At 68.3% G+C, this 24,756-nt stretch carries 28 protein-coding genes; 14 read left to right on the top strand and 14 right to left on the bottom strand.

Features of this window, described 5'->3' with window-relative positions; translation table 11 throughout:
- Nucleotides 1-53: 53 nt before the first annotated feature.
- Nucleotides 54-929 carry an NAD(P)-dependent oxidoreductase gene (locus tag ACLARN_RS25785; protein ID WP_409494030.1) on the top strand — a complete coding sequence of 292 codons (876 nt, stop codon included), beginning with the start codon at nt 54-56 and terminating at the stop codon, nt 927-929.
- Entirely contained in the window at nt 926-1,408 is a 483-nt protein-coding gene (locus ACLARN_RS25780) for a pyridoxamine 5'-phosphate oxidase family protein (RefSeq protein WP_409494029.1), read from the top strand. The genes ACLARN_RS25785 and ACLARN_RS25780 overlap by 4 nt, the downstream gene beginning before the upstream one ends.
- A 5-nt stretch (nt 1,409-1,413) precedes the next feature.
- On the opposite strand, the gene ACLARN_RS25775 is transcribed toward ACLARN_RS25780, so the two are convergent.
- The 4 genes from ACLARN_RS25775 to ACLARN_RS25760 form a co-directional block, all read right to left on the bottom strand.
- Nucleotides 1,414-2,234, bottom strand: a protein-coding gene (locus ACLARN_RS25775) for an IS5 family transposase (RefSeq protein WP_409494028.1) whose coding sequence is annotated in 2 segments (ribosomal slippage) — nt 1,414-1,892 and nt 1,892-2,234 — 822 coding nt in all. Because the reading frame shifts where the segments join, the coding sequence is not laid out codon by codon here.
- A gap of 424 nt (nt 2,235-2,658) precedes the next feature.
- Nucleotides 2,659-2,853, bottom strand: a complete 195-nt coding sequence (locus ACLARN_RS25770; protein ID WP_076160033.1) for a hypothetical protein — start codon at nt 2,851-2,853, stop codon at nt 2,659-2,661.
- Between the two features lie 110 nt (nt 2,854-2,963).
- Nucleotides 2,964-3,458, bottom strand: a complete 495-nt coding sequence (locus ACLARN_RS25765; RefSeq protein WP_409494027.1) for a GNAT family N-acetyltransferase — start codon at nt 3,456-3,458, stop codon at nt 2,964-2,966.
- 52 nt (nt 3,459-3,510) lie between these two features.
- Nucleotides 3,511-4,290: an IclR family transcriptional regulator gene (locus tag ACLARN_RS25760; RefSeq protein WP_409494082.1), complete on the bottom strand. Its 780-nt coding sequence runs from the start codon at nt 4,288-4,290 to the stop codon at nt 3,511-3,513.
- A gap of 112 nt (nt 4,291-4,402) precedes the next feature.
- On the opposite strand from ACLARN_RS25760, the gene ACLARN_RS25755 reads away from it, so the two are divergent.
- Nucleotides 4,403-5,311 carry an SDR family oxidoreductase gene (locus ACLARN_RS25755; RefSeq protein WP_409494026.1) on the top strand — a complete coding sequence of 303 codons (909 nt, stop codon included), beginning with the start codon at nt 4,403-4,405 and terminating at the stop codon, nt 5,309-5,311.
- Here the strand turns inward: ACLARN_RS25755 and ACLARN_RS25750 are convergent.
- The gene (locus ACLARN_RS25750) at nt 5,302-6,828 is read right to left on the bottom strand and encodes a PH domain-containing protein (protein ID WP_409494025.1); all 1,527 of its coding nucleotides are present in this window, start codon (nt 6,826-6,828) and stop codon (nt 5,302-5,304) included. The two genes, ACLARN_RS25755 and ACLARN_RS25750, sit on opposite strands and share 10 nt — an antisense overlap.
- Nucleotides 6,825-7,379, bottom strand: a complete 555-nt coding sequence (locus ACLARN_RS25745) for a PH domain-containing protein (protein ID WP_409494024.1) — start codon at nt 7,377-7,379, stop codon at nt 6,825-6,827. The genes ACLARN_RS25750 and ACLARN_RS25745 overlap by 4 nt, the downstream gene beginning before the upstream one ends.
- A 105-nt stretch (nt 7,380-7,484) precedes the next feature.
- Between ACLARN_RS25745 and ACLARN_RS25740 the strand changes: the two genes are divergently transcribed.
- Nucleotides 7,485-8,408, top strand: coding sequence for a proteasome assembly chaperone family protein (locus tag ACLARN_RS25740; RefSeq protein ID WP_409494023.1), 924 nt, complete (start codon nt 7,485-7,487; stop codon nt 8,406-8,408).
- Between the two features lie 477 nt (nt 8,409-8,885).
- On the opposite strand, the gene ACLARN_RS25735 is transcribed toward ACLARN_RS25740, so the two are convergent.
- Nucleotides 8,886-10,142, bottom strand: a complete 1,257-nt coding sequence (locus tag ACLARN_RS25735; protein WP_409494022.1) for a hypothetical protein — start codon at nt 10,140-10,142, stop codon at nt 8,886-8,888.
- A gap of 40 nt (nt 10,143-10,182) precedes the next feature.
- Nucleotides 10,183-10,563 carry an NAD(P)-dependent oxidoreductase gene (locus ACLARN_RS25730; protein ID WP_409494081.1) on the bottom strand — a complete coding sequence of 127 codons (381 nt, stop codon included), beginning with the start codon at nt 10,561-10,563 and terminating at the stop codon, nt 10,183-10,185.
- A 223-nt stretch (nt 10,564-10,786) separates the two neighbouring features.
- Between ACLARN_RS25730 and ACLARN_RS25725 the strand changes: the two genes are divergently transcribed.
- Nucleotides 10,787-11,584, top strand: a complete 798-nt coding sequence (locus tag ACLARN_RS25725; RefSeq protein WP_409494021.1) for a class I SAM-dependent methyltransferase — start codon at nt 10,787-10,789, stop codon at nt 11,582-11,584.
- On the opposite strand, the gene ACLARN_RS25720 is transcribed toward ACLARN_RS25725, so the two are convergent.
- Together ACLARN_RS25720 and ACLARN_RS25715 are read right to left on the bottom strand one after the other, a co-directional pair.
- A complete protein-coding gene (locus tag ACLARN_RS25720) occupies nt 11,581-11,907 on the bottom strand; it encodes a YciI family protein (protein ID WP_409494020.1) in 327 nt (108 codons plus the stop codon). The two genes, ACLARN_RS25725 and ACLARN_RS25720, sit on opposite strands and share 4 nt — an antisense overlap.
- An 8-nt stretch (nt 11,908-11,915) precedes the next feature.
- The gene (locus ACLARN_RS25715) at nt 11,916-12,365 is read right to left on the bottom strand and encodes a MarR family winged helix-turn-helix transcriptional regulator (protein ID WP_409494019.1); all 450 of its coding nucleotides are present in this window, start codon (nt 12,363-12,365) and stop codon (nt 11,916-11,918) included.
- 89 nt (nt 12,366-12,454) lie between these two features.
- On the opposite strand from ACLARN_RS25715, the gene ACLARN_RS25710 reads away from it, so the two are divergent.
- A complete protein-coding gene (locus tag ACLARN_RS25710; protein WP_409494018.1) occupies nt 12,455-13,162 on the top strand; it encodes a nitroreductase/quinone reductase family protein in 708 nt (235 codons plus the stop codon).
- 111 nt (nt 13,163-13,273) lie between these two features.
- Entirely contained in the window at nt 13,274-14,131 is an 858-nt protein-coding gene (locus ACLARN_RS25705) for a DUF11 domain-containing protein (protein ID WP_409494017.1), read from the top strand.
- A gap of 57 nt (nt 14,132-14,188) precedes the next feature.
- On the opposite strand, the gene ACLARN_RS25700 is transcribed toward ACLARN_RS25705, so the two are convergent.
- Both ACLARN_RS25700 and ACLARN_RS25695 read right to left on the bottom strand, forming a co-directional pair.
- Nucleotides 14,189-15,418: an RNA polymerase sigma factor gene (locus ACLARN_RS25700; protein ID WP_409494016.1), complete on the bottom strand. Its 1,230-nt coding sequence runs from the start codon at nt 15,416-15,418 to the stop codon at nt 14,189-14,191.
- A complete protein-coding gene (locus ACLARN_RS25695) occupies nt 15,419-15,814 on the bottom strand; it encodes a YciI family protein (protein ID WP_409494080.1) in 396 nt (131 codons plus the stop codon).
- Nucleotides 15,815-16,555: 741 nt separating this feature from the next.
- On the opposite strand from ACLARN_RS25695, the gene ACLARN_RS25690 reads away from it, so the two are divergent.
- The 7 genes from ACLARN_RS25690 to ACLARN_RS25660 all read left to right on the top strand — a co-directional run bounded on the left by ACLARN_RS25690 (nt 16,556) and on the right by ACLARN_RS25660 (nt 23,557).
- Complete coding sequence (locus tag ACLARN_RS25690) at nt 16,556-17,296, top strand: class I SAM-dependent methyltransferase (RefSeq protein WP_409494015.1); 741 nt, start codon at nt 16,556-16,558, stop codon at nt 17,294-17,296.
- The gene (locus tag ACLARN_RS25685) at nt 17,277-18,371 is read left to right on the top strand and encodes a FecCD family ABC transporter permease (protein WP_409494014.1); all 1,095 of its coding nucleotides are present in this window, start codon (nt 17,277-17,279) and stop codon (nt 18,369-18,371) included. The genes ACLARN_RS25690 and ACLARN_RS25685 overlap by 20 nt, the downstream gene beginning before the upstream one ends.
- Nucleotides 18,371-19,159: an ABC transporter ATP-binding protein gene (locus ACLARN_RS25680; RefSeq protein WP_409494013.1), complete on the top strand. Its 789-nt coding sequence runs from the start codon at nt 18,371-18,373 to the stop codon at nt 19,157-19,159. The genes ACLARN_RS25685 and ACLARN_RS25680 overlap by 1 nt, the downstream gene beginning before the upstream one ends.
- On the top strand, nt 19,156-20,139 hold the full coding sequence (locus ACLARN_RS25675; RefSeq protein ID WP_409494012.1) for an ABC transporter substrate-binding protein: 984 nt from the start codon (nt 19,156-19,158) through the stop codon (nt 20,137-20,139). The genes ACLARN_RS25680 and ACLARN_RS25675 overlap by 4 nt, the downstream gene beginning before the upstream one ends.
- Before the next feature lie 5 nt (nt 20,140-20,144).
- Entirely contained in the window at nt 20,145-21,212 is a 1,068-nt protein-coding gene (locus ACLARN_RS25670) for a cysteine synthase family protein (protein WP_409494011.1), read from the top strand.
- A 172-nt stretch (nt 21,213-21,384) separates the two neighbouring features.
- Nucleotides 21,385-22,575, top strand: a complete 1,191-nt coding sequence (locus tag ACLARN_RS25665) for an ATP-grasp domain-containing protein (protein ID WP_409494010.1) — start codon at nt 21,385-21,387, stop codon at nt 22,573-22,575.
- Nucleotides 22,576-22,642: 67 nt separating this feature from the next.
- The gene (locus tag ACLARN_RS25660; protein ID WP_409494009.1) at nt 22,643-23,557 is read left to right on the top strand and encodes an SDR family NAD(P)-dependent oxidoreductase; all 915 of its coding nucleotides are present in this window, start codon (nt 22,643-22,645) and stop codon (nt 23,555-23,557) included.
- A gap of 1 nt (nt 23,558) precedes the next feature.
- Here the strand turns inward: ACLARN_RS25660 and ACLARN_RS25655 are convergent, their stop codons facing one another.
- Entirely contained in the window at nt 23,559-24,125 is a 567-nt protein-coding gene (locus ACLARN_RS25655; RefSeq protein WP_409494008.1) for a hypothetical protein, read from the bottom strand.
- Nucleotides 24,126-24,153: 28 nt separating this feature from the next.
- Nucleotides 24,154-24,738 (bottom strand): hypothetical protein, encoded by a 585-nt coding sequence (locus ACLARN_RS25650; protein WP_409494007.1) that lies wholly within the window; start codon nt 24,736-24,738, stop codon nt 24,154-24,156.
- Nucleotides 24,739-24,756: the final 18 nt, after the last annotated feature.

The following is a 24,756-nucleotide window of genomic DNA, read 5'->3' as shown; positions in this document are numbered from 1 at the left end:
TCCGGTCATCTGTGTCACTGGCAGCGGGAAGGCCGCGTCGCGAGGCTGGACTCATGAGCACAACACCTGAGCGCGTCACCGTCATCGGCCTCGGCAACCTGGGCCGTGCGCTGGCCGAGACCTTCCTTCGCCACGGCCATCCCACGACCGTCTGGAACCGCGACGCGGCCAAAGCGGACGCGCTCGTCGCGGCCGGGGCGACGGCGGCGGCCACCGCCGCGGAGGCGATCTCGGCGGGCGATCTCGTGATCGTCGCGCTGCTGGATTCCGCCGTCACCCGGCAGGTACTGGCCGGTGCGTCCGACGCGGTCGCCAGGCGCGCGCTGGTCAACGTCACCTCCGGCGGGCCGGAGGACGCGCGGGAACTGGCCGCGTGGGCGGCCGAGCAAGGGGCGGACTACCTCCACGGAGCCGTCTACGCGGTGCCGCAAACGATCGGCACCACCGAGTCTTCGATCAGCTACAGCGGTTCCGAGACCGTCCACCAGCGTTGGCAGACGAGGCTGGACCTGTTGGGAAGGGGCACTTTCCTCGGCGCCGACGCCGGTCTCGCCTCGGGCTACGACGTCGCCATCCTGGCCGGGATGTACGGCATGATCGGCGGTTTCCTGCACGCGACGGCGATGGCGTCGGCAGCCGGGGTCCGCGCCACCGAACTGACGCCGATGCTGCTGTCCTGGCTGGCGGATTCGTTCCCGGCGCTGTCCACCTTCGCCGAGGAGATCGACAGCGGCGGATACACCGGCGGGGAGTCCAGTCTGGCCATGAATCAGGCAGGCTTGGCCACGATCATCCGGGCTAGCCAGGAGCTGGACGTCCCGGCGGGCACCCTGCTCCCGATCAAGGACCTGATCGACCGGCAGATCGCCGCCGGACACGCCGCGGCCAGCCTCTCCCGCGCCGTCGAGTCCTTCCGGAGCGCGGCATGAGCACGACGACCGGCGACTTCGGCAAACTGGAAACCGAGTTCAACACCTACGTCGGCGCCATCAACTACGCCACGATGGTGACAGTCGACGCCGAGAACCGGCCGCGGACCCGTGTCCTCATCCCGGTGTGGGAGAAGGTCGACGGCAAACCACTCGGCTGGTTGGCCACCTACCGGACCCCGGTCAAGGCGGCGCACCTCGCCGGCAACCCGCACACCAACTTCTCTTACTGGGCGCCAGGGAACAACTCGGTGGCCGTCGACGCGGTCGCCGTCTGGGACAACGAGCTCTCGGTCAAGGAACACGTGTGGGACCTGTATCGCAAGACGAGTCCGCGCGGCGCCGGGTATCCGCTCGGCAACTTCTGGAAGTCCCCGGCCGATCCGCAGTTGCACGTGCTGCGGCTGACGCCGTGGCGGATTCAGGTGATCCGCGGGGCCGACCTGCGGAGCCGGATCTGGCGAGCGGACCGGACTTAGGGGTCCTAACAGAATGAGCGGGTTTTGAGTCGGCGCCAGCAGATGATGGTGCAGCCGATGGTGAGGAAGGCTTCGTGGATGTCGTCGCGGACCTCCCAGCGGATGCGTAGACGCCGGAACCAGTGCAGTAGGGCGAACGCGCCCTCGACGACCCACCGGTGCACGCCGAGGCCGGAGCCGTGTTCCTCGCCGCGGCGAGCGATGACAGGCGTGATTCCCACGGCGCGGACCAGTTTGCGGTACTTGTCGTGGTCGTAGGCGCGGTCGGCGTAGATCCGACGCGGCCGACGGCGAGGCCGCCCACGGCGGCCACGCACCGGTGGCACCGCGTGGATCAACGGCATCAGCTGGGTGACGTCATGCCGATTCCCGCCGATCAGGGTGGCTGCCAGCGGGATACCGGTGCCGTCGGTGATCACGTGGTGCTTCGACCCGGTGCGGGCTCGGTCTACCGGGCTGGGTCCGGTTTTCGGCCCCCTTTTAACGCCCGCACATGCGATCCATCGACCGCCGCCCGCGACCAATCCAGCAGGTTCGCCGCGTGCAACTCCGCCAGCAGCAGCTCGTGCAGCTGCTGCCACACACCCGCCTCGGTCCAGTCCCGCAGCCGGCGCCAGCACGTCATGCCCGACCCGTAGCCCATCTCCTGCGGCAGGAACTCCCACGGGATCGCCGTGTAGAGCACGAACATGATCCCGCACAACGCCTTACGGTCGTCCAACCGCTTACGCCCAGGATGCCGAAACCGACGCTCCACCTGTGGCAACAACGGCTCGATCCGCTCCCACAGACCGTCATCGACCTCCCATGGACGCCGCTGCCCCACCCAGCCCACCCCTCACCCAAGACCACCAAGACACGACATCAAACCACACCAAAGATCATTTTGTTAGGACCCCTTAGGGGCTGTGGCGGTTGCTTGCCTGAAGTACATGAAGGCCCCTTGCTTGCGCCTAGGTACAGGAAGGAGGCCTTCATGTACTTGGGGAAGGTCGGCCGAACGCAATGAAGGGGCCTTTCATAGCAAATTTCGCTATGAAAGGCCCCTTCATGTCATCACCTCCGCGATCAGGGACGCGGAGTGTGACGCGCACGAGGGCCTCGCGCTCGGTCATGAAGGGCGCAGCCGACGGGACCAGGTCCCTTCATGACACCCCCAGTGCGACGGGCCCGCGTGGGCCCGCCTCAGCAGAGGCGGAGTTCGGTGCCCTCGGGGTCCGCGGTGGTGAACCACGCGGACGGCCTCGGTCTTACCTGGAAGTCATACGCCATACCGGCACATTAACCACCCGCCCCGACAATTCCGGGAGCTCATGCCCGCTGACCACGGTGAACCGCCACTTGTCGACCCCGCCGCCGATGATCTCGGCGTAGCGGCGGGCGCCGTCCGCGTTGGCGAAGCGCACCTGCTGGCCATTGGTGAGATGGGTGATCTTGACCGCCATCCGTGTCTCCTCTGCTCCGGTGCCGGCCCGCGGAGCTTCCCCCTCCGGGGCCGGCTCGGACAGTAGAACACATGTTCGATAGACGTGGCCAACCGAACCCCCCGCCCGGGTCATCGCCGCATGGTCACCCTCGGCCACGCGTCCAGCCCACGCGCGATTTCGTGCCCTCGGATGGCGCGCAGCCCCTCGGTGAGGTCGTCTTCGCCGAGCGTCACGAAGCCGAGCCGGGCGTAGTACGGCGCGTTCCACGGCACCTCGGTGTACGTCGTCAGCGTCAGCCCCGCGAGTCCTTCGCGCGCGGCCCACTCCGCGGTGTGCTCGATCAGCTGCCGCCCGAGACCCCGTCGTGCGTGGTCCGGATGGACGGACACCTGCTCGATGTGGCCGTAGCCGTCGACGACCTCGGCGAGCAGGTACGCCAGCGGGCCGTCGCCCTCGTCGAGGACCCAGGCGCGGCCCGCGTTCCGGTAGGCCGCGAGGTCCTCGAGCGAAGGCGGGTCGTCGTCGGCGATCGCGGCCATGCCGAGCGCGCGGAACGGCTCGCCCGCGGCTCGTTCGATGTCCTGGAGCACGGGCAGGTCTTCGGGTACGGCGAGTCGGATCACGGATCGAGTTCTACCCCGCCGCGAGGGCGGCCGCCCACGAATTACCGCCCCGTCAGAGGGAAAACGACGAAACGGCCCGGTGGATCCTGCCCGCGTACGACTGGAGCGTGACGATGGCGGCCCGTTTCGCGTCGTCGCTGATCCGGGTCGCGGGGGCGGCCAGGCTCAGCACCGCGGGCCGGTGCCCGGTGGTCGGGATCGGCACCGAACACGACCAGACGCCGTCGTCCAGTTCGCCCCAGCTGACCGAATACCGGTTGATACCGGCGCGTTTGACCTCTTCGCGCACGCTCGGCCCGCGACGCTGGACGATCGACGAAAGCCGCCGTTCGCGTTCGCTTTCCGGCAGCATGGCGAGCAGCATCTTGCCCGACGCGCCCGCGCCGAGCGGGACGGAATGGCCGGGCTGGAAGGTGAAACGCATCGCGCGTTCGCATTCGACCCGGTCCGCGCAGACCGCCGCGTCGCCGAAATGCTGGAACAGCAGGACGGTCTCGCCGAGGTCGCGCGCGGCCTCCTCCATCGCCGGACGCGCCAGCCTGGCGAGATCGTTGGCCAGCTGGGCGGCCCGCGCGAGCGGCATCACCTGGCTCGTCACGTGATAGCGCCCGGTCTTGCCCTCCTCCAGAAGCTGGAGTTCCTTCAGCAGTGCGACATAGCGGTACGTCGTGGCGACCGGGGTGCCGATCCTCGCGGCCAGTTCGGCGACGCTCGCGTCCCAGCGCCGTTCGGAAAAGGAGAGCAGTAGTTGCAGTACCTTTCGTGAACTGCTGGCGCCGGGAGTGCGTTTCGGGGGAGCGGTGGAGTCCAGGGATCGTGCGGCAGGCGTCATCTCGACCTCTCGCCGGGGCAATCACAAAGAGTCAAGAAAGTAGCACATTGTGTGAATTGCGGACCAGGGTCTTTGGTCCACGAACAAGCGGACTTCTTGCTAGGTTCGGATCATGGAAAAGCCATTGGCCGGCAAGATCGCCTTGGTCGCCGGAGCGACTCGCGGGGCCGGGCGGGGAATAGCCGTGCAGCTGGGGGCCGCGGGCGCGACCGTTTACGTGACCGGCCGCAGCACCGGTTCCAGGAGATCGGAAATGAATCGCCCGGAGACGATCGAGGAGACCGCGGCACTCGTCGACGAGGCAGGCGGTCGCGGGATCGCGATCGGTGTGGATCATTTGGTGGCCGACGAGGTTCGTGAGCTGGTCGCCCGGATCGACGCCGAGCAGGGCGCGCTGAACATCCTGGTCAACGACATCTACGGCGCACCCATCGAATGGAACAAAACCGTCTGGGAGTCCACTTTGGACACCGGGTTGCGGACGCTGCGGCTCGCCATCGACACCCATGCCATCACCAGCCATTTCGCGCTCCCTCTCATGATCAGAAAGCCGGGCGCACTGGTCGTCGAGGTCAACGACGGGACCACCGAGTACAACTCGGGGAACTACCGCGTTTCGTTCTTCTACGACCTCGCCAAGACCGCGGTGAACCGGATGGCGTTCGCGCTCGCCCACGAATTGGAACCGCATGGCGGTACCGCGGTGGCGGTCACGCCGGGCTGGTTGCGTTCCGAAGCGATGCTCGACGCTTATCAGGTGACCGAAGAGAATTGGCGGGACGCGACGAAGGTCCAGCCGCATTTCGCCATTTCTGAAAGCCCGGCCTTCGTCGGCAGGGCGGTCGCGGCGCTGGCCGGTGACGCGGAAGTGGCCCGCTGGAACGGGAAATCGGTGTCCAGCGGTGAATTGGCGAAGGATTACGGATTCACCGACCTCGACGGCAGCCGTCCCGACTGCTGGCGTTATCTCGTCGAGGTCCAGGATCCTGGCAAACCCGCGGACGTCACCGGCTACCGCTGAGGAGTCCGCCGCAGGAAGGGCGTGAGCAGGCCAGGAGCGGCCTGCTCCGCCATCGCCAGCCCGGCCGATTCGCCGACGTCGACCACCTGATAGCCGCCCCGGCCCGCCGCGATAGGGGCGGTCACGGTGATCAACCCGCCGCGGTGCTGGAAGAACGAGCGGCTGACGACGATCCCGGTGACCCCCTCGCGCCGGATCGCCACCGTCGCTCGCGCGAGTGAACCGGAGCGGCTGACCAGATACCGTCCGACGATCGCGTGGCCGAGGTTGCGGTAGCGGTCCCAGCCCACGAGCGCGGCGAACGGCACGAGCCCGAGCGCGACCTGCCACATCCAGCCCGGCAGGAAATCGATCCACGCCAGGCCGAACAGCGCCGCCGCCAGGATCAGCACGCCACCGATCGCCCGGGTGAGCCGCCGGGTCAGAGCCCGCCGTGGATGCCGGTTCAGCGGCACGGTCGCCGGGTCGAAGTTCTCCCGAAGCACCTCGGCAGCGACCTCGTGGACTCGGCCGACGGGCGCGGGCGGCAGCAGGAGACCGCCGCCCTTGTCCCCGCCTTTGCCCTCGCGCAGCCCGCCCGCGATCGCGGTGAGCCGCGCCCCGCCCGCGATCCGCAGTGGCAGCGGCTCCTTCACCTCGACGCCGCGAAGCCGGTCTTCTTCGATGGACACCGAACGCGTCGTGATCAGCCCGCGCCGGACGTGCAGGGTGCCTTCCGATTCCCGGGTCAGCTTGAAGTTCCAGAACGAAAGCACGTAGCCGCCGACGGAAAGCAGCGAGACGACCACCAGCAGGGCGACGGCCGCGATCACGACGGTCAGCCACACGGCGGTGTTCGCCAGATCGTCCAGGAGGTCCCGCAGCGGCCCGACGTTCTCCGGGGCGATGTTCAACTGGTGCGCGAAATGCCAGACCGCGGCGAACACCGCGCCCACCACGGCGAGCCCGGACAGCGTGAACGGCGCGTACCGCACCCACTTCCGGTCGACCTCCGCCACGATCTGCTCCGGCGGCGGCGCGGACTCGGTTTCGGCGGCGACTTCCTTACGGTGCAACAGAACTGTGCGCAGCCGGTGTGCTTCGGTCGCGCTGACGGCGTCGAGGACCAGCTGGTCGCTGCCCGCGCCCTGGACGGCCGAATGCCGTCCGGTGCCGATGCGCACTGCGCTGAGGGAGAACAGGCGGTGCTTCGGTTCCGAGGTGACGTCGACCGTGCGGACGCGGTCGAGCGGGATGGCGCGATGCTTGCGCAATAACAGTCCGGTGGTCCATTCCACCTGGCCGCCGGCGATGCGATAACGCGACGTGAGCACGTGCGAGATGCCGACGAGCACGGTCAGCGCGGTGATGCCCAGCCCGACCCACTCCCAGCCGTTGCCCCGGCCGAGGATCACCGTCCCGATCAGCACCGGCAGTGATTTGACGACGTCGAGCACCGGCCGGATCAGCAGCATCCGGCGGTCGAGGCGGTGCCACTGGTCGACGGCGGCCTCCTCCGGCAGCGCTTCGGTGCTCATGTCGCGTCACCAGGGGTGGCCTGCGTGGTCTTCGTGAGTTCCGCGGCGAGCGCCAGCGCGTCGGCGTGGTCGAGCCCGGCGATCTTCACCGGTCCCGCGGCCGACGCCGTCGTCACGGTGATCTTCGCCAGTTTGAACAACTGCTCGACCGGGTCGCGTTCGATGTCGACGGTCTGGATCCGCGAGATCGGCGCGATCCGCCAGTCCTGTTTGAGCCAGCCTTCCTGGGTGTACACGGCCTCGCCGGTCACCTCCCAGCGGTGGATCCGGTAGCGCCACTGCGGCATGACCAGCAGATGGAGCGGCGCGAGCACGCACGAGATCGTCAGCGTCACCGTGAGCCACGTCGGCGGGTCGTCGCTCGTGAACACGAACACCGCCTGCGCGCCGACGAGTATCACCCAGCCGACCGCGGCCCACACCGTCCAATACCCGATGGCGCGGCGGCTGACCCGGTTGGCGGGCGGGCGCAGGCTGAGCCGTTCCGCCGGTGCTGTCTCCTCTGTCACCCCTTCAGCCTGCACCACCCCGGCACCGACCGCCCACGACAACCGTCACGCTTGGATAGGATCGCGGCCACCATCGGCGGAATGGATGCCCCCCATCGGGGCGTTGCCACCTGTAGACGGTGGTACGTACGAGACCTGGAGGATCTGGTGGCGCTGGACCCGGAAGACCTGTACGAGGTGGACTCGGACGTCCCTGACCTCGGCGGGGCCGTGCTCCTGCACTACTTCGACGGGTTCATGGACGCCGGTTCGGCGGGCAAACTCGTCGCCGAGCAACTCCTGAACTCCTCCGAGCACCGCGTGATCGCGCGCTTCGACGTCGACCGCCTCATCGACTACCGCTCGCGCCGCCCGACGATGACCTACTCCGTCGACCACTGGGAGGCCTACGACGCCCCCGAACTGGTCGTCCACCTGCTGCACGACGCCGACGGCGTGCCGTTCCTGCTGCTCACCGGGCCGGAACCGGACCACGACTGGGAGCGGTTCTGCGCGGCCGTGCGCGCGCTCGTCGAACGCTGGGACGTCCGGCTCACCACCGGCTTCCACGGCATCCCGATGGGCGCGCCGCACACCCGCCCGCTCGGCGTGACCGCGCACGCGACGCGGAACGAACTGGTCGGCGAGCACCGCCCGCTGCCCAACCGGATGCAGGTGCCGGGCAGCGTCGCCGGCCTGCTGGAGTTCCGGTTCGGCGAGTGGGGACACGACGCGTCCGGATTCGCCGCGCACGTGCCGCACTACCTGGCGGACTCGACGTACCCGAGCGCGGCACTGCACCTGCTCGAGGCCGTCGCCGAGGCGACCGGGCTGAACCTGCCGGACGGGGATCTGCGGGAAGCCTCCCACGAGGCCGAAGCCGAGATCGCCCGCCAGGTCGCCGGATCGGAGAAGGTCGCCGACGTCGTGCGCGCGCTGGAGCAGCAGTACGACACGTTCATGGAGGCGTCCGACAAGGAGAGCCTGCTCGCGGAGTCGGTCGAGCACATGCCGACCGCGGAGGAGTTGGGGACGCAGTTCGAGCGGTTCCTGGCCGAGCAGCAGAACGGCGGCGACACCCCGGAGCGGTGACCGCTGGTCGCGAGTGGCGATTCGGGTTCTGGTGGACCCGCTCGGAGCGGCTCGGCGACGATGGTCCGGCGGGCCTGAAGTACATGAAGGCCCCCTTGCTTGCGCCTAGGTTAGGGTCCCGGCAAAGTCATATACCTGCTGGTCGACGTGGCGTGTCGCGAAAGCCACTTTCGGGACGTCTGGTGTCCCGAAAGTGGCTTTCGCGACACGAGCTTCGTTGCCGTGCGGGCCAGATGCTGCCCTGCTGTCCACAAGAGACACTCGTGGGAAGTGAGATGTACGGTTAATGGCGATATGCCCGATTGTCGGGCGAGGTCGCGAGTCCCCGATGCCCCACCTGATCGGCCAGTATGCGACTTTGCCGGGACCCTGCGCCTAGGTACAGGAAGGGGGCCTTCATGTACTTGGGAAGGCGTGAAGGTCGCGTTTCCTCGGCTGAGCCGAGGGAAGGAGTCCTTCACGCGCCGCGGTCCCGGGTCAGTGCCACCCGAGCGAGGCGAGCACACCCCAGGTGCTCTGCAACCCACCCGAACTGCCCAGCCCGGCCGTCAGCATCCCCGGAGTGCCGGGAACAGCGGCGAACCCGAGGATCGAACTCCCTTCGGCCGTCTTCGCCACCTCCGGCGGGAGGGCGTCCTTCCGCCATTCGGTCCCGTTCCACACCGCCATCAGGACGTGGCCGTCACCGGGCACCCAGCCCGCGGTCCACAGCTTCCCGGAGCCGTCGAGCGCGGCGGCGTTGATCTCGTCGAACGGGCCGGCGGGCAGCGGGCGCCAGCTCTGCCCGTCCCAGCGCGTGACGAACGCCGGGATACCGGTCGCGTTCCATTCGTTCACCCTGCCGACGACGTAGGCCGAGCCTCGGCCGTCGGGTACGACGTGGTTGACCACCCAGCCGGTGCGGTAGTCCGACGGCACGGGAACCTCGACCTGCCGCCAGCTCTTGCCGTTCCAGTGCAGCAGGAACGGAGTCTCCTTGCCGTCGGCCGCCACGGACGTCGCGGAGACCCAGAGATCGTCGTCGCCGGTGCCGCTGACACGGGTCGGGCGCAGGGGGAGGGCGCCGATCTGCGGGATCTCGACCTGCTCCCAGGCGTTTCCGGTCCAGTGTTCGAAGTGGTCGACGGACTTGTTCGTCTTGAAGTCGTAGTCGTAGGTGATCAGCCACACCGACTTCGGCGAGAACGCGGCGATGTCGCTGGTGAAGCCTTCCATGCCCGCCGGCGGTTTCGGGCGTTCGATGTCGGTCCACGCCTGGCCGTCCCACCGCTGGACCAGCGTCGACGAGCCGGTCGCCGCCGGGCGGGCGGGTCGCGGACGCCGGGGATCCGCGACCTGCCGCGTGCCCATTTCGACCGTGCGGTCACCGGCGGCCCAGACGTTGTCCGGTGCCGAGGCGGAGATCTCGGTGAACCGGGCGCTGGTGCCGGTGACCGGGGCCGGGGTGGTGTCGGCCCAGGTCGTACCGTCCCACCGGACCGCGATCGGGACCTCGGCGCTGCCGGTCCAGGTGCTGCCGACGGTCCAGGCATCGTCCGCGCCGGTGGCCGCGACGCCGAAGTAGATCCGGTTCACCGTGCTGTCCAGCGGTTGTTCGAGCCGCCAGCTCTCGCTCGCCGACGCCGTACTCGTGAGCAGGCCGGACAGGCCGAGGACCAGACCGGACACGGTCAGCGCGGATCGTCTTGCTACGCCTTGCATCTGGGACCCTTCCAGTTGTCGCAGGGAGTGCATGTGAACTCCTTACGAACCACCCGCCCGGAAGGTTGCCCGGTCAGTGGTCGATGGCGACCATTTCCCTCGAATGCTTCGGCCGTTCGATCTCGTCGACCAGCGCGACCGCGAGATCCGCGTAGGAGAACGGCCTGGCGTCCTCCGCGCGCGGCAGCACCCGGTGGTCCCCGCTGCGGTATTCGCCCGTGCGTTCGGCGCGTTCGCCGATCATCGCGGGCGGCGGCGCGACGATCACCCAGTCCAGTCCGCCGCCGGACGCACGGAGGACCTCCAGTTCCGCCGTGTGCCCGAGTGAGAACTCGCGGTGCGCCGACGGCCAGCCCGGCTGGTCGTGGAAGGCGACGCCCGGCGCGATCTCCAGTGCGGATCCGACGCCGACGACGATCAGCCGCGTGACGCCTGCCCTGCCGAGGCCGTCGATCAGCGCGTGCGCGGCGGCGTCCGCCTGCCCCGAAGATGACGATCCTGCTCATTGCGCTCCCTTTGTCCGTGCCGGTACTCGGGTCACCGGCGGCGAACGCGATGCTAGGAGCGGACCCCTCGGTTACCGCAACGAAACCGACTCCTCGGGAGTTCTGGACCCGTTCACTCGAATGGTGCTGGTGTATCGTCCCGGAATGCGTCACCTGGTACCCCATTCAGCCATGAAGACCTTGGGCCGATCGGCCCGCGGCACCCTCGGCCGGGGCCTGCACCGGCTCGCCCGGCGTTTCCACGACTCTTATACCGAGGAACTGAACCGGGTCGCCGCGGAACTGCGCGCGGAGATCGTCCGGCAAGGGGATCGCTGCTTCGACCGGGTCATCGAGTTCGAAATCCGGAGCCGCCGCGACATGATCTACGCCGGCGATCAGGACGCGGCGCGGGACAGCAACCGGTTCGCCCGCGAGCACCTGACCGGAACCCGCCACTTCGCGCGTCCACAAGAGACTCTCGCGTACGCGCTTTCCCTTGCCCCGTCAGGAGGAATGGCCCTCGAATTCGGTGTCGCCAGCGGGAACACACTGAGGGTGATCGCCAAGGCGCGCGGCGGTGTCGAGACCTACGGGTTCGACTGGTTCCAGGGCCTGCCGGAGAATTGGCTCAACGGGATGCCCGCCGGTTCGTTCGCGCGCGAGGATCTGCCGGACGTCCCCGGCGCCGAACTCGTCGTCGGCCTCTTCGCCGACACGCTCCCCGGCTTTCTCGAGCACCACGATGGCGTCGTCGATTTCCTTCACGTCGACGGTGATCTCTACAGCTCGGCGAAAACCGTGCTGGATCTGGCGGGCCCGCGCCTTCGGCCGGGCAGCATCGTGCACTTCGACGAGTTCTTCAATTACCCCGGCTGGCAGCAGCACGAACACAAGGCGTGGCTGGAATACGTCGAGCGCACCGGCACCGAATTCGAATACGTGGCCTACACCTACGCCGACAATCAGGTCACCGCGCGGATCACCTAGCGCATTTCGCGGACTTCGATCGTCCCGATCGCGGCCCACGGGTGACTTTTCGCCGCCTCGACGGCTTGTTCGCGACTCTCGCATTCGAGGATGTTGATGCCGCCGATCTGTTCCTTCGTCTCGGCGAACGGGCCATCGGTGAGCAGCGCTTTGCCGCCGCGGACGCGGACGGTCGTCGCCGACTCCGGCGCGTGCAGGCCCATTCCGTTGGCGCGCATACCGCGTCGCGTCATCTCTTCGCCCCAAGCCAGACAGGGTTCGGTGATGTCGGTGCCGATCGCTTCGTCATCGACGTTCCCGCAGAGCATGAGCAGGTATCGCACGGTTTCTCCTAGTCCGTGAGCCCGTCTTCGTAGGCACGCAGGGTATCGATGAACGTACGGCGCTCGGCTGGGGTCAGCGGCGCGAGCGCCTTCTGCCAGGCGCGGGCGCCCTGTGCGAGCCAGCCGTCGATCGCGGGCCGCATCCGGTCGGTGATGGCGATGATCCGGCGCCGCCGGTCCGCCTCGTCCTCGCGCCGGTCGAGAACGTCCTTTTTGGTCAGTTCGCCCACCATCAGGCTCACCGTGGTCGGGGCGACCTCGAGCCGTTCGGCCAGTTCGTTCACCGTCATCGGCCCGTCGAAGAGCAGGTACGACAGCAGCGAAAGATGACGCGGGGCCAGCGACAGGGACTGGAGTTCGTCGGGGATCTTGATCCGCTTCGCGCGCCCGACCATGCGCGGCATGAGCAGCAGCAAGGCCCGCACGGCGTCGTCGACTTCCAAATCCTCGGTTGACACCGGGCGCCCTCCTGTATACCTTTGCAAGCAAAGAAGCTTTGCTTGCAAAGCAAAATAGCTTTCAGGACGATGTTACCTGGGGGAGAGCTGTGGAAACGTTGCTGATGACCACCGCGGACGCCGAGACGGGGCGTCCGCGTACGACTCGCCTGCCTTATCGGCGGGCGGGGGATCGCTACCTGCTGGACGTGCCGGACGCCGGGGCGCCGTGGTTCCGCGATCTCGACAAGAGTCCACAAGCGACGCTCGAGATCGACGAGGTCCCGCACGCCGCCCACGCCGTGCCGTTCGAAGGCGGGGTCACGTTGCATCCGCTCGAGGTCGACGCCGCCCGTGGGCGGGCGATCGCCGATCAGCTGCTCGTCCACCACGACGAACTCCGCAAGGCGCTGGCGGACGCCCGTGCCGAACTCGACGGCGCGCCGCCGTCGGACCGGCCGGTGCTGCACCGTGAACTGCTCGGGAACTGTGTGACCTTCTGCAACGGGCTGCGTATGCACCACCTTCGCGAGGACGGTGCGTTCACCGCGATCGAAAAGGCCCATCCCGGCCTCGCGCCGACTCTGAACCGGCTGCGCGAGGAGCACGAAACCGTGTCCCGCGCGCTGCTCGACCTCGACGATTTGCTGCAAGGCAGGGGAGATCTCGAAAGCGCCGCGCTACGCGAGGAGTTCGAGCGGGTCGCCAAGGGCCTCGAAGAACATTTCGCCTACGAAGAAGCGAATCTGCTCCCGACGCTCCGCGGAGCCGGTGCTCCGGACCTGGGAACACGCGGCGGGGTTACTCCGAGTGGGTGAGAACTGCGGCCCGCCTGGCGGGGGACGGTGGTAACGAATGCCCGTTACCGGGCGACTGATCGTTGTCCGCACCGATCGGCGCGACGCCCCCGACCGGAACAGTGAGAACCGATGAAGCTTCGAAGAGCCTCACTTCTGTCTCTCGTGGCCGCCGTGGCCGCGATCATGCTCGTTGCGCCGTCCTCCGCCCTCGCGGCCCCGCCGACCAGCGCGGTGGAGGTTTCGCCGACCACTGTCCAACGTGGACAGACGTTCACCGTCAAGCAGACCGTCTACAACGCCGACGCGACGTCGACCATCGAAGGTGGCAAGGCGACGCTCTACGGCAAGGAATCTTCCCTGCCGGGGATCGTCGACCTGGTGTCCTGTCCCGGCGCGTTCGCCTGCGACATGCTCGGCGGCAGCATCCGCGGCGGGGTCGGCACCGTGACGCCCGGTGAGAGCAAGACCGTGCTGTTCACCTTCCGGGTCAAGGACGACGCCCCGCTGGGCAGTGTCACCCTGCAGCACCAGTTCGTCGGTGACAACTACAGCTTCGAGATCCTCGACGGCCCCGTGCTGACCGTCACCGGAGCGCAGAGCGCCGCCGATCTCGGTGTCACGCTGACCGCGTCCCCGCGCGGGATCCTGACGTCGTCGATCGAGTACACGGTCAAGGTCACGAACTCCGGTCCGGGCACGGCGTCCGGGATCCGGGTCGCGTCGACCCTCGGCAACGGGCTGCGGTTCACCGGTTCGTCCACCTGCTCGAACCCGAGCGGGACGAAGGTCGTCAACTGCGACATCTCGTCGCTCGCGTCCGGAACCAGTGCCACGGCCAAGTTCTCGGTGGCCGCCGGGCTCCTGGCCCTCGGGCCGGTCAAGACGACCGCGAAGATCACGCAGAGTTCCGTCGCCGACCCGAACGCGGCCAACAACACCGCGTCGTCGACCTGCACCGCGATCACCGGGCTCCTGCTCACCTGCTAGAACCCGCCATTCGGCACCTACTTGCGCTGAACCATCGCGAGTAGGTGCCGAATGGCGTCAGCGCAGGCGGGCTGCCCGTGAGTGGAGATAACGCTGGCGTGGCAGGCTTGTCGCGCGTCGCGCGGCCTCCACATAGGACTCGACCGCCTCGTCGGTGTCCCCGGCCATTTCGAGCAGATGCGCGCGAGCGGCATGGAACCGGTGGTCGCCGGGGATCCGGTCGCCGAGCTTTTCCAGCGCTACCAGTCCTTCTCTCGGCCCCTGAGTCATTCCGACGGCGACGGCGTGGTTCAGCGCGACCACAGGATTATCGGAGAGTCGCAGCAGAAGTTCGTACAGGGCTTCGATCTGTGGCCAATCTGTCTCTTCGTTGCTCGGCGCCTCGTCGTGCAGCGCGGCGATCGCCGCCTGGATCTGGAACTGCCCGGTCGGTCCGTTGGGCAACGCCTCGGACAGCAGCGCGATGCCTTCGGCGACGTACTCGGTGTTCCAACGGCTTCGGTCCTGTTCGGACATCGGGATCGGCGCGCCGTCCGGTCCGGTCCTCGCCGGACGGCGGGCGTCGGTGAGCAGCATCAGCGCGAGCAGTCCGGTGACCTCGCTGTCGTCCGGCAAGAGCCGATGGACGATCCGGGTCAGCCGGATGGCTTCGGTGGAAAGCTCGCTCCGCACCAGATCGGGGCCGGACGTGCTGGCGTATCCCTCGTTGAAGATCAGGTACAGCACGTGGAGCACCGCGTCGAGCCGCGCCACGCGGTCGGCTTCCGGCGGCATACCGAACGGGACGCCGCTGGTCTTGATACTGGTCTTCGCGCGGCTGATCCGCCGGGTCATCGTCGCTTCGGGGACCAGGAACGCGCGCGCGATCTCGGCCGTGGTGAGGCTGCCGACCGCCCGCAGCGTCAGCGCGATCTGCGACGACGGCGACAGGGACGGGTGGCAGCACAGGAAAAGCAGGATAAGCGTGTCGTCGGAGTCAGCGGCTCGCCGGTCCGCTGCGGGGGCGAGGTGTTCCTCCGACAAGGTCCACTGGGTGACGGTGTCCTCGCGACGGCGCCGCGCCTGCTCGCCGCGAAGCAGATCGGTCAGCCGCCGCGAGGCGACGGTGATGAGCCACGCCCGCGGGTTGTCCGGCAGCCCGTCGGCGGGCCACTGCGTCGCCGCCGCGAGCAACGCTTCCTGCGTCGCGTCCTCCGCCAGGTCGAAGTGGCCGTACCGGCGGACGACGGCGCCGAGGACCGGCGGTGACAGCTCGCGCAGCATGTCCTCGACGCCGCTGTCCGGCATCTAGAGCTCCAGTTCTTCGAAGCTGTCGGCGCACGGCCGGATGTCGACGTACCAGTCGCGGCCGAGGTCGGTGCCTTCCGGATACGGGGTGGCCGCCAGCTTGGCCGCGATCTCGGTCGCGCGGTCGTAGCTCGCGCAATCGACGGTCGTGTACCCGACCAGGACCTCCTGCGTCTCGGCGTAGGGCCCGTCGGTCACCACGGGAGCGCCGTTCCGCAGGGAGATGCGGCGGGCGTGCGCCGGCTGGGAGAGGCCCTGCGCGTCGACGAACTCGCCGGACTCGACCAGGTCGTTGTTCCACTTGGCCATGAACTCGTGCAGGGCGGTGATGTCCTCGGCGCTCCAGCTGCCGCCGATGTTGGCGAGATCCTGCTGCGACCCGAACATCATGATCATGTACTTCACGGTTTCTCCTCTCGGCGGGCACCGCGTCGGTGCCCTTCTGCCGGAGACGTCGGAGCCGCCGGACCAGACCGGACACGGTCGCCGGAGATTGTCCCTCAACCTCGGTCGGCGGCGGTGTTCATCGCGTCGGCAGGTTCGAGGATCCGTCCGCCGGTGATCTTCGCGTAGAGATGTTCACCGCGCGGTGAGGTCGCCGAGGTTCACCACCAGCGCGCCTTCGGCAGGGATGACGTCGTGCCAGGTGCTCAGGACGATCGTCGGTACGAGAGTCATGAAACGACGGTAGTCAGGCGAAGGGGTTTCCGTGGTCGTCCGACCCCCGCAAGTCGTCCCCTGGTTGCGATCCTTGCGTGTGCAACTACCGCAACTAGAGGACGACTTGCGGTTGTACTGGGGTGTGAAGGTCGAGTTTCTTCGGCTGAGCCGAGGGAAGGGGGCCTTCACGCAGCCTTGAGACAGGTTGGCTGCGAGTGTCCCCAATGTGGCATTGGGAACCGTCGCGCGCCCCAGCCCCACGCAAGTAGTCCTCTACTTGCGGTCCTTGCGCGGGCAACTACCGCAACCAGTGGACGAAACGCGGGCTTGACCGGTCCAGACCATTCGCGCCTTAACGCAGCGTGCCGATCCGCGGTCAGGTGATCACTCCACGAGAAAGGTCGGGACATCGGGAACCGAGGACGACCTCCCGACGACTTGTGGGGCTGAATCGTGCGGCGCGGCGAGCGGAGAAAGATGCACTGGTACGAGGACGACGACCTGTGGGTCGGCTTCGCGGACGTGATGTTCCCGCCCAGCCGGGCCGAAGAGGCCGAACGCCTGACGGCCACGTCGCCGCTGCTCGCGGTCACGGAAGACACGAAGGTGCTGGATCTGGCGTGCGGCCCAGCGATCCACGTCGTGCCGCTGGCGAGGAAGGGCGCCGACGTGACGGGCGTCGACCTCAGTCCCTCCATGCTCGAACGCGCGCGCGAGGCCTGCGAAAGCGCGGGTGTCGCCGCGAAGCTGATCGAAGCCGACATGCTCGAGTACGTCGAGCCTGGCGCGTACGACCTGATCATCAACATGTACACCTCGTTCGGCTACTTCACCGAGCCCGGCGACAACCTCACCGTGCTGCGAAATGCCTACGCGAGCCTCGCGCCCGGCGGCAGGCTGCTGATCGACGTGCTCGGCAAGGAGGTGCTCGCCGGCTGGGTCGGCCGCCCGAAAGCGGTCGACGTCGACGGCGGGACGGTCTTCATGCGCGACACGATTCTCGACGACTGGACCCGGCTCAAGACCGACTGGACCCTGGTCCGTGAAGGCGCGGCGAAGCAGGCGTCGATCCTGTCCTTCCTTTACAGCGCAGCGGAACTGAAGGCGTTGTTCGAGAGGGTGGGCTTCACGGACGTCGAGTGTTTCGGCGACTTCGACGGCTCGCCTTACGACAACCACGCGCGCCGCCTGATCGTGCGTGGTGAACGTGCCGGCTGAAACGCTCCGCCTGTTCGCGGAGCCCGACGACGAGACCGCTCGCCCGCTCCGGCTCACCGGGCCGGTGATCCTGCTGTCGGCGGCGCTCCTGATCTCGCTCATCGCCGGTATCGCGCTCGGCCCGACCAACGTCGCCCTCCCAGATGTCCTGCGCTACCTGGGAAAGGCGATCGTCGGCGGCACCATCACCGGCGACGAGGTCACCGGGTACTCGATCGTGTGGCAGGTCCGGACCCCGCGTGTGCTGCTCGCCGCCGTGGTCGGCGCGGGTCTCGCGGTGGTCGGGGTCGCCGTGCAGGCACTGGTCCGCAACGCCCTCGCCGATCCGTTCGTGCTCGGGATCTCCTCGGGCGCCTCGGTCGGCGCCGCCGCGGTCGTGGTGTTCGGCCTGTTCGCCGGGCTCGGTGTGCTGGCGCTGTCGACGGCCGCGTTCCTCGGGGCACTGGGCGCGACCGCGCTGGTCTACCTGGCCGCCCGCAGCAAGTTCGGCCTGACGCCGTTGCGTCTCGTGCTCACCGGGGTCGCGCTCACCTACGCCTTCCAGGCCGTGATGAGCGTGCTCGTCTACCTCTCCCCGAATGGCCAGGCCGCGCAGACCGTGCTGTTCTGGCTGCTCGGCAGCCTGGGGTCGGCGACCTGGACCTCCTTGCCGCTGGCCGCGCTCGGGGTGGCCGTCGCGATCGTGGTCCTGCTGCGGTACGGCACCGCGCTCGACGTCCTGTCCATGGGCGACGAGACCGCGATGAGCCTCGGTACCGACGCGGCCGCGTTGCGCCGCTGGCTTTTCCTGCTCACCGCGGTCGTCACCGGCCTGCTGGTGGCGGTGAGCGGCTCGATCGGGTTCGTCGGGCTGGTCCTGCCGCATGTGGTGCGGATGGTCGCCGGTTCGGGGCACCGGCGCGTGCTGGCACTCGCGCCGCTGGTGGGCGCGGTCTTCCTGGTCTGGGTCGACCTGCTCGCCCGCACGCTCGTCGCACCGGAGGAACTGCCGCTCGGCGTGATCACCGCGCTGATCGGTGTCCCGGTGTTCCTCGTGGTGATGCGGCGCCGCGGCTACGCGTTCGGGGGTCGCTGATGCTTTCCCTGACCGAACTTTCCGTCGAGGTGGCCGGATCGACGTTGATCCGCGAACTGTGCCTGGACGTCGGCGCGGGCGAGGTCGTCGGCCTGCTCGGTCCCAACGGCAGCGGCAAATCGACGGCGTTGCGCTGCGTCTACCGGGCACTGACGCCGTCTGGCGGCGCTGTCCTGCTCGACGGCACCGACCTCGCGGAGCAGGGCCTGCGTGACACCGCCCGCCGGATCGCCGCGCTCACCCAGGACAGCCGCGCGGATCTGGACTTCACCGTCGAGGAGGTCGTCGCGCTCGGCCGGTCGCCGCATCAGCGCGGCAATCTCCGGCTGTCGGCCCGCGAACGCGAGCTGTGCCGGGAAGCGTTGCGACGCCTGGACATCACGCATCTCGCGCAGCGCAGTGTGCTGACGCTTTCGGGCGGTGAACGTCAGCGGGTCCTGGTGGCGCGGGCACTCGTCCAGGAACCCGAGGTGCTGGTCCTCGACGAGCCGACCAACCACCTCGACGTCCGGCACCAGGTGGAACTGCTGAAGTTCCTGCGCGACTGCGGCCTCACCGTCCTGGTCGCGTTGCACGACCTGAACCTCGCCGCCGCCGTCTGTCACCGGATCGCCTTGCTGCGCGGCGGTTCCCTCGCCGCCTGCGGGACACCGGCCGAAGTGCTCACGCCCGAAACGGTCCGCGCGGTGTTCGGCGTCGAGGTCACCCAGGTGACCCATCCCGTGACCGGTGCGCTCCAACTGCTTTACGACCTTCCCGCCGAAGAAACCGAGGGGATCTCACGATGAAGCCGTCCAGGGTGGCCGCGCTCTTCACCGCGGCAATGCTCCTGAGTGCCTGCGGTGCCCAGGTCGAGGCCGGACCGGCCGCGCCGGCACAGGCCACGGTGACCAACTGTGGCGCGCAAGTCACCTTCCCGGCGCCGCAGCGTCCGGTGGCCTACGACGTTTCCGGCGCCGAGAAGATGTTCGCGCTCGGGCTCGCGGGCCGGATGCGCGGCTACGTCATGAATTCGCTCGGCGACCCGTCGATCGCCGGATCGCCGTGGAAGGACGACTACGGACGAGTCGAACGCCTCGGCACTTCGCGGGTCACGCGCGAGATCCTGGTCAACGCCAAGGCGGACTGGGTGATCGCCGGGTGGAACTCCGGGTTCAGCGAGGAGCGCGGGATCACCCCGAAGCTGCTGGACCAGGTCGGCATTCGCAGCTACCTGCACACCGAGACCTGCTGGGAGTATCCCACCGCGAAGGCCGAGGTGACGCCGTTGGAGGCGCTCTACACCGACCTGCGCAACCTCGGCGACATCTTCGGCGTTCGTCAGCGTGCCGACGAACTGGTCGCGGAGCTCAAGGGGCGCTTCGACAAGGTCCGCTCAGGAGCACCGAAAACCCCGCCCGCCAAGGTGTTCGTCTACGACTCCGGCACCGACCAGCCCTTCACCTCCGGGAAACACGCCGCTCCCAACGACATCATCGACGCCGCGGGCGGCACCAACGTCTTCCGCGACCTCCAGGACGGCTGGGGCAGCGTCGGCTGGGAAGCGGTGGTGAAGGCCGAACCCGAGGTGATCGTCGTGGTGGACTACGCCGACCAGCCCGCCCAGGACAAGATCGCGTTCATCAAATCCGCGCCACAGCTGAAGAACACGCCCGCCGTGCGCGACAACCGGTTCCACGTCGTTTCCTACGGGGACTTCGTGAGCGGGCCGCGCAACGCCGCGGGTGCCGAATCGCTGGCCGCCTATCTGCGGTCGATCGGCCGGTGAACGCGATGCCCGTCGAGACGGAGTCCCTGGTGCACGAGCACGTCACGGACGCGATCAAGACACCGGCGCTGATCCGGCTCGCGCCGAACGTCGTGCTGATCCGGTTCGAAACCCTCAAGATCTACGCGGCGCTCGGCGCGGTCCGGTCACTGCTCGCCGACGGATCTGTCCGAAAAGGACAGACACTGATCGACAGCTCCAGCGGGATCTACGCCCTCGCCCTGGCGATGGCCTGTCACCGCTACGGCTTGCGCTGCCACATCGTCGCGTCCACCACCGTCGATCTCACGATGCGTTCGCAACTGGAGATCCTGGGCGCGACCGTGGACCAGATGCCGCCTTCGGAGGATCTCCGCCTCGACCAGCGGCGCCGGGTCACGCGCGTGCAAGAACTGCTGGAGTGTCACCCGGACATGCACTGGATGCGCCAATACCACGATCCCGTGCACTATCTGGGCTACCGCGAGGTCGCCGACCTCGTCGCCCGCGCGCTGCCCGCCGGGCCGCTGACCGTCGTCGGCAGTGTGGGCACCGGCGCGTCGACCGGCGGCATCGCGCGGTCGCTGCGCGAACGTGATCCGGACGTCCGCCTGACCGGGGTCCAGCCGTTCGGCAGCGTCACCTTCGGCAGCGAACGGTTCACCGATCCGGACGCGATCATCGCGGGCATCGGCAGCGCCATCCCGTTCGACAATGTCGATCACGAACTGTACGACCGGATCCACTGGCTGGACTTCGTACACGCCATGGCCGCGACCATCGGCCTGATGCGTGACCACGCCGTCTTCGCCGGGCTTTCCACCGGCGCCGCGTACCTCGCCGCGGGCTGGGAGGCGGCGCGGAATCCGGAACGGACGCATGTCGTGATCGGCGCCGACACCGGACATCGTTACACGGCAAGGGTCTTCGCGCGGCACCGCGAGGCTGTCGACCCGGCGGGGCTCGCGCCGCGTGAGATCGCGTCGCTGGACGACCTCGCCCTGCCCTGGGCGGTGATGGACTGGCGGCGTCGCCGATTTGGGAATCCTTCGCTGCCTTCCCAGCAGTCATACCGGAAGGAGCGGGCGTCATGACCGTGTCTCTCCAAGCGCGCTTTCGGATTTCCGCAGCCGGGCCGTGGCGTCGGCTGGCCACTCACTTGGCCGTGTCAGCGGCCCGTCTCCGCAAATCCGAGGCCTCCGGCCGAACAGAAACGCGCGCGCGTGTCCTCGCTCGACCTACCGACTTCAGTGGAGAGTCACGCTCATGACCGTCGTCCTGTTGGAAGCACTCACCTTCGGCCTCGGCAGGCTGGCCGACGCGGCGGCGGAAGCCGGACGGAAACTGGTGCTGTTCACCGGAAACCGCGACATCTACCGTTACGAACTCGGCATACTCGGGCCGGACAAGGTCGAGGTCGTCGACATCGACACCACCGACATCGCGGCCTGCGAAGCCGCGTTGCGCGCCATCCCGGACCTCGCCGGGATCATCAACTCGACCGACACCTGGGCGCTGCCGGGCGCTGAACTCACCGCCCGACTAGGCCTGCCCGGTCCGGACGCGGCGGCCGTCCGCGTGCTGCGGGACAAGGGCGCTGTGCGCGACCTCCTGTACGAACACGGGCTCACCCGCGGTCGCCCGGTACCCGTCATGGTCGCCGAAGAACTCGGTTTTCCTTTGGTGGTCAAGGATTCGTCGGGGACGTCATCGCGAGGGGTGTGGCTCGTCCGCGATGCCGCCGAACTCGAGCGAGCCCGGCTGGAGGCCAAAGACACCCCGCTCAAGGGACACCTGATCGCCGAACCGTATTTCTCCGGCCCGCTTTACAGTGCGGAAACTGTGACCTGGCAAGGAAAGACCCGGCTGCTCGGCGTCCTCTCCCGTCAGCTGTCGCCCGAGCCCGTGCGGCGCGAGGAAGCCGCCGCGTTCCCGGTTGCCTTTCCTGACGCCGAACACGCCGAACTGGCCGAGTGGATCGGGCAGGTGCTCAAGGCCGCTGGACACGTGCAGGGCTTCGCGCATACCGAATTCGTCCTCACCGTCGACGGACCGGAGGTCGTCGAGATCAACATCCGGATCGGCGGGGCGATGCTCGGCGAGGCGCTGTGCCGTTCTTTGGACACCAACGTCTACGCCGCGATGATCTCCATGGCGCTGGGCGAGGAGCCCGCCTTGCTCACGCAGGCGATCGGCGGGGGACCGGGTATCGGCTTCGTCCTGGCGTATCCGGCCACGGAAGGCGTGCTGAAGGGCTGGTCCGGGCTCGATCGGCTGCCCGGCCTGCCCGGTGCGCCGGAGTGGTATCCGACGGCGAGCCCCGGTGACGAGATCCGGCATCTCGCGGATCAGCGGTCCTGTACCGGGATCGTGCTGGCCGAGGGGGCGACGGCCGAGCTCGCCCTGCATCGCGCGCTCGCCGCGGCGGGCGGGATCACGCCGGAGATCGATTCTTGAGAGTTCTCTCAGATGGATAGCTCTACTTTCTGCTTTGGGAAGTGAAGCTATCCATCTGGAGGAAACTGTGGGCGAAGCAGTGGGCAGGCGCGCGGTGCTCGGCGGCGCGGCGGCGGCCGGTGTGGCGATGCTGGCCGCGAACACCGCCACGGCGCAGGAAGATCGGCGGGGCAAGGGCCGGTTCGCGGGCAAGGTCGTGATCGTCACGGGGGCGACGTCGGGGATCGGCAGGGCGGCAGCCATCGCCTTCGCCGCGGCCGGTGCCAAGGTCGGTTTCTGTGGCAGGCGGGAAGAACTCGGCCGCGAGGTCGAACGAGAGATCCGGCGCGCGGGCGGGGAAGCGACCTATCTCGCGGCGGATGTCCGGGTGCCCGAACAGGTCCAGGCGTTCGTGGACGGCGTCGTCCGCAGGTACGGCAGGCTCGACATCGCGTTCAACAACGCCGGAATCCACCTCGGCAAGCCGTTGCACGAGATCTCGGTCGACGAGTGGGAGGACGTGCAGCGCACCAACGCGCGCGGCGTGTTCCTCTCGATCAAGTACGAGGTACCGCATCTGCTGAAGGCGGGTGGCGGGGTGATCGTCTGCACCGCGTCGGCGCAGGCCGAACAGACCAGGCCGGGGCATGCCGCCTACACCTCGAGCAAACGCGCCGTGCAGGGGCTGGTGCGCGCGGCCGCGCTGGACTACGGCGCCAAGGGGATCCGGGTGCTGTCGATCGACCCGGGCACGGTCGACACGCGGCTCGTGCGCCCGCCGGGTATCCCGGACGACCTGTGGGCACAGTTCAAGCAGGCTTGGGGACCGCTGAATGTCCATGGCCTGCCGAGGATGGGCGAGGCGGCGGATATCGCTTCGGCCGTACTCGCCTTGGCGTCACCGGATTTCGGCTATCTGACCGGGACTTCCGTCCTCGTCGACGGCGGCCTGAACACCGGACGGCCGATGACCATGCCGCCCGGCTTCACCCCACCCACCTGACTCAAGGGCTGGGCACGCATTTCTTGGCGGCGGCGACGGCGGTCAGCAGTTCCGGCGTCTCCATTTTGACCGACGCGAAGGGATCGGTGGTCTCCATGAGCGGCTTCTGCGCCGCCTCCAGTGCTTTGAGACCGCCGTCCAGTGCGGCCTGGCTCTGGGAGGAGTCCAGCTTCCGCTTTCCTTCCGCCGCTGCGTCCCGTGCCGTCGTGTAACTGTCCACAAGGGACTTCCTCGCCGCGTCGCCGCCGGGAATCGGCGACGAGGGCAGCGCGTTCAGCTCGTCGACGACCTTGCCGGCCAGCTCGGCGCGAACCCCGAGATTTTCGCTCAGCCAGGGGCGGGTCACCTCGATCCCGGAACTCTGCCGGTTCGCGTGGTCGTTGCTGGCCTTCACGAATCCGTAGATCGCGCCGCACATCCCGTCCAGCCAGGCCACCGTCGTGGTGTCCGGGGCAGCGGGGGGCGGGGTGACGGTGACCGTCGCCGGAGCGGACGGAGCCTCCCCTGAACAGGCCGTCACCGCGAGCAGCGCCCCCACCAGGGAAACGAGCAGTACCTTCGTTTTCATGGGACTCCGTTTCGCGGTGACGCCCTGGTCAGCGGGGAGACGCGCAGCTCTTGGCCTCGGCAGCGGCGGCCATCAGCTCCGGTGTCTCGAGTTTGAGCGCGGGCAAGAGATCGGGGGTTTCCGTGACCGGTTTCTGCGTGGCGTCCATCGCCTTGATCGCCGCGTCCATGGCCGCTTCGTTCCCGGACTTCTCCAGGCGCTGCTTCCCGGAGGCCGCCGCGTCCCTCGCCGCGGTGTACTGGTCCACAAGGGACTTCTTCACCGCGTCACCGCCCGGAATCGGCGACGGGGGCAGCGCGTTCAGGTCGTCGACGACCTTGCCCGCGAATCCCGCGCGGATGCCGAGTTCTTCCTTGAGCGCGCCGCGGGTCACTTCGATTCCCGACTGCTGCTTGCGCGAGTATTCGTCGTGGGCCTTCATGAACCCGTACACCGCGCCGCACACCCCGTCGAGCCAGGCGACGGTCTTGGTGTCCGGCCCCGACGGTGGGGCGGGGATCGTGGATGACGGCGTGGCGGTGACCGTCGTGGGCGGCGGTGGTGGCTCCCCGGAACAGGCCGTCACCGCGAACAGTGCCCCCGCCAGGGAAACGAGCAGAAGTTTCGTCTTCATGGGATCTCCCCTCCGGCG

Source organism: Amycolatopsis sp. cmx-11-12 (assembly GCF_046269425.1).
Classification (GTDB): Bacteria; Actinomycetota; Actinomycetes; order Mycobacteriales; family Pseudonocardiaceae; genus Amycolatopsis.
Note: the sequence above shows the minus strand (reverse complement) of the source record. Positions and strands in the feature narration are given on the sequence as shown.

Bases quoted from the DNA above. Each gene is read 5' to 3' on its own strand.
- ACLARN_RS25785 (WP_409494030.1), top strand. From the start codon at position 54: ATGAGCACAACACCTGAGCGCGTCACCGTCATCGGCCTCGGCAACCTG.
- ACLARN_RS25780 (WP_409494029.1), top strand. From the start codon at position 926: ATGAGCACGACGACCGGCGACTTCGGCAAACTGGAAACCGAGTTCAAC.
- ACLARN_RS25770 (WP_076160033.1), bottom strand. From the start codon at position 2,853: ATGGCGGTCAAGATCACCCATCTCACCAATGGCCAGCAGGTGCGCTTC.
- ACLARN_RS25760 (WP_409494082.1), bottom strand. From the start codon at position 4,290: ATGACGCCTGCCGCACGATCCCTGGACTCCACCGCTCCCCCGAAACGC.
- ACLARN_RS25755 (WP_409494026.1), top strand. From the start codon at position 4,403: ATGGAAAAGCCATTGGCCGGCAAGATCGCCTTGGTCGCCGGAGCGACT.
- ACLARN_RS25750 (WP_409494025.1), bottom strand. From the start codon at position 6,828: ATGAGCACCGAAGCGCTGCCGGAGGAGGCCGCCGTCGACCAGTGGCAC.
- ACLARN_RS25735 (WP_409494022.1), bottom strand. From the start codon at position 10,142: ATGCACTCCCTGCGACAACTGGAAGGGTCCCAGATGCAAGGCGTAGCA.
- ACLARN_RS25725 (WP_409494021.1), top strand. From the start codon at position 10,787: ATGAAGACCTTGGGCCGATCGGCCCGCGGCACCCTCGGCCGGGGCCTG.
- ACLARN_RS25705 (WP_409494017.1), top strand. From the start codon at position 13,274: ATGAAGCTTCGAAGAGCCTCACTTCTGTCTCTCGTGGCCGCCGTGGCC.
- ACLARN_RS25700 (WP_409494016.1), bottom strand. From the start codon at position 15,418: ATGCCGGACAGCGGCGTCGAGGACATGCTGCGCGAGCTGTCACCGCCG.
- ACLARN_RS25695 (WP_409494080.1), bottom strand. From the start codon at position 15,814: ATGATCATGATGTTCGGGTCGCAGCAGGATCTCGCCAACATCGGCGGC.
- ACLARN_RS25690 (WP_409494015.1), top strand. From the start codon at position 16,556: ATGCACTGGTACGAGGACGACGACCTGTGGGTCGGCTTCGCGGACGTG.
- ACLARN_RS25680 (WP_409494013.1), top strand. From the start codon at position 18,371: ATGCTTTCCCTGACCGAACTTTCCGTCGAGGTGGCCGGATCGACGTTG.
- ACLARN_RS25675 (WP_409494012.1), top strand. From the start codon at position 19,156: ATGAAGCCGTCCAGGGTGGCCGCGCTCTTCACCGCGGCAATGCTCCTG.
- ACLARN_RS25670 (WP_409494011.1), top strand. From the start codon at position 20,145: ATGCCCGTCGAGACGGAGTCCCTGGTGCACGAGCACGTCACGGACGCG.
- ACLARN_RS25665 (WP_409494010.1), top strand. From the start codon at position 21,385: ATGACCGTCGTCCTGTTGGAAGCACTCACCTTCGGCCTCGGCAGGCTG.
- ACLARN_RS25655 (WP_409494008.1), bottom strand. From the start codon at position 24,125: ATGAAAACGAAGGTACTGCTCGTTTCCCTGGTGGGGGCGCTGCTCGCG.
- ACLARN_RS25650 (WP_409494007.1), bottom strand. From the start codon at position 24,738: ATGAAGACGAAACTTCTGCTCGTTTCCCTGGCGGGGGCACTGTTCGCG.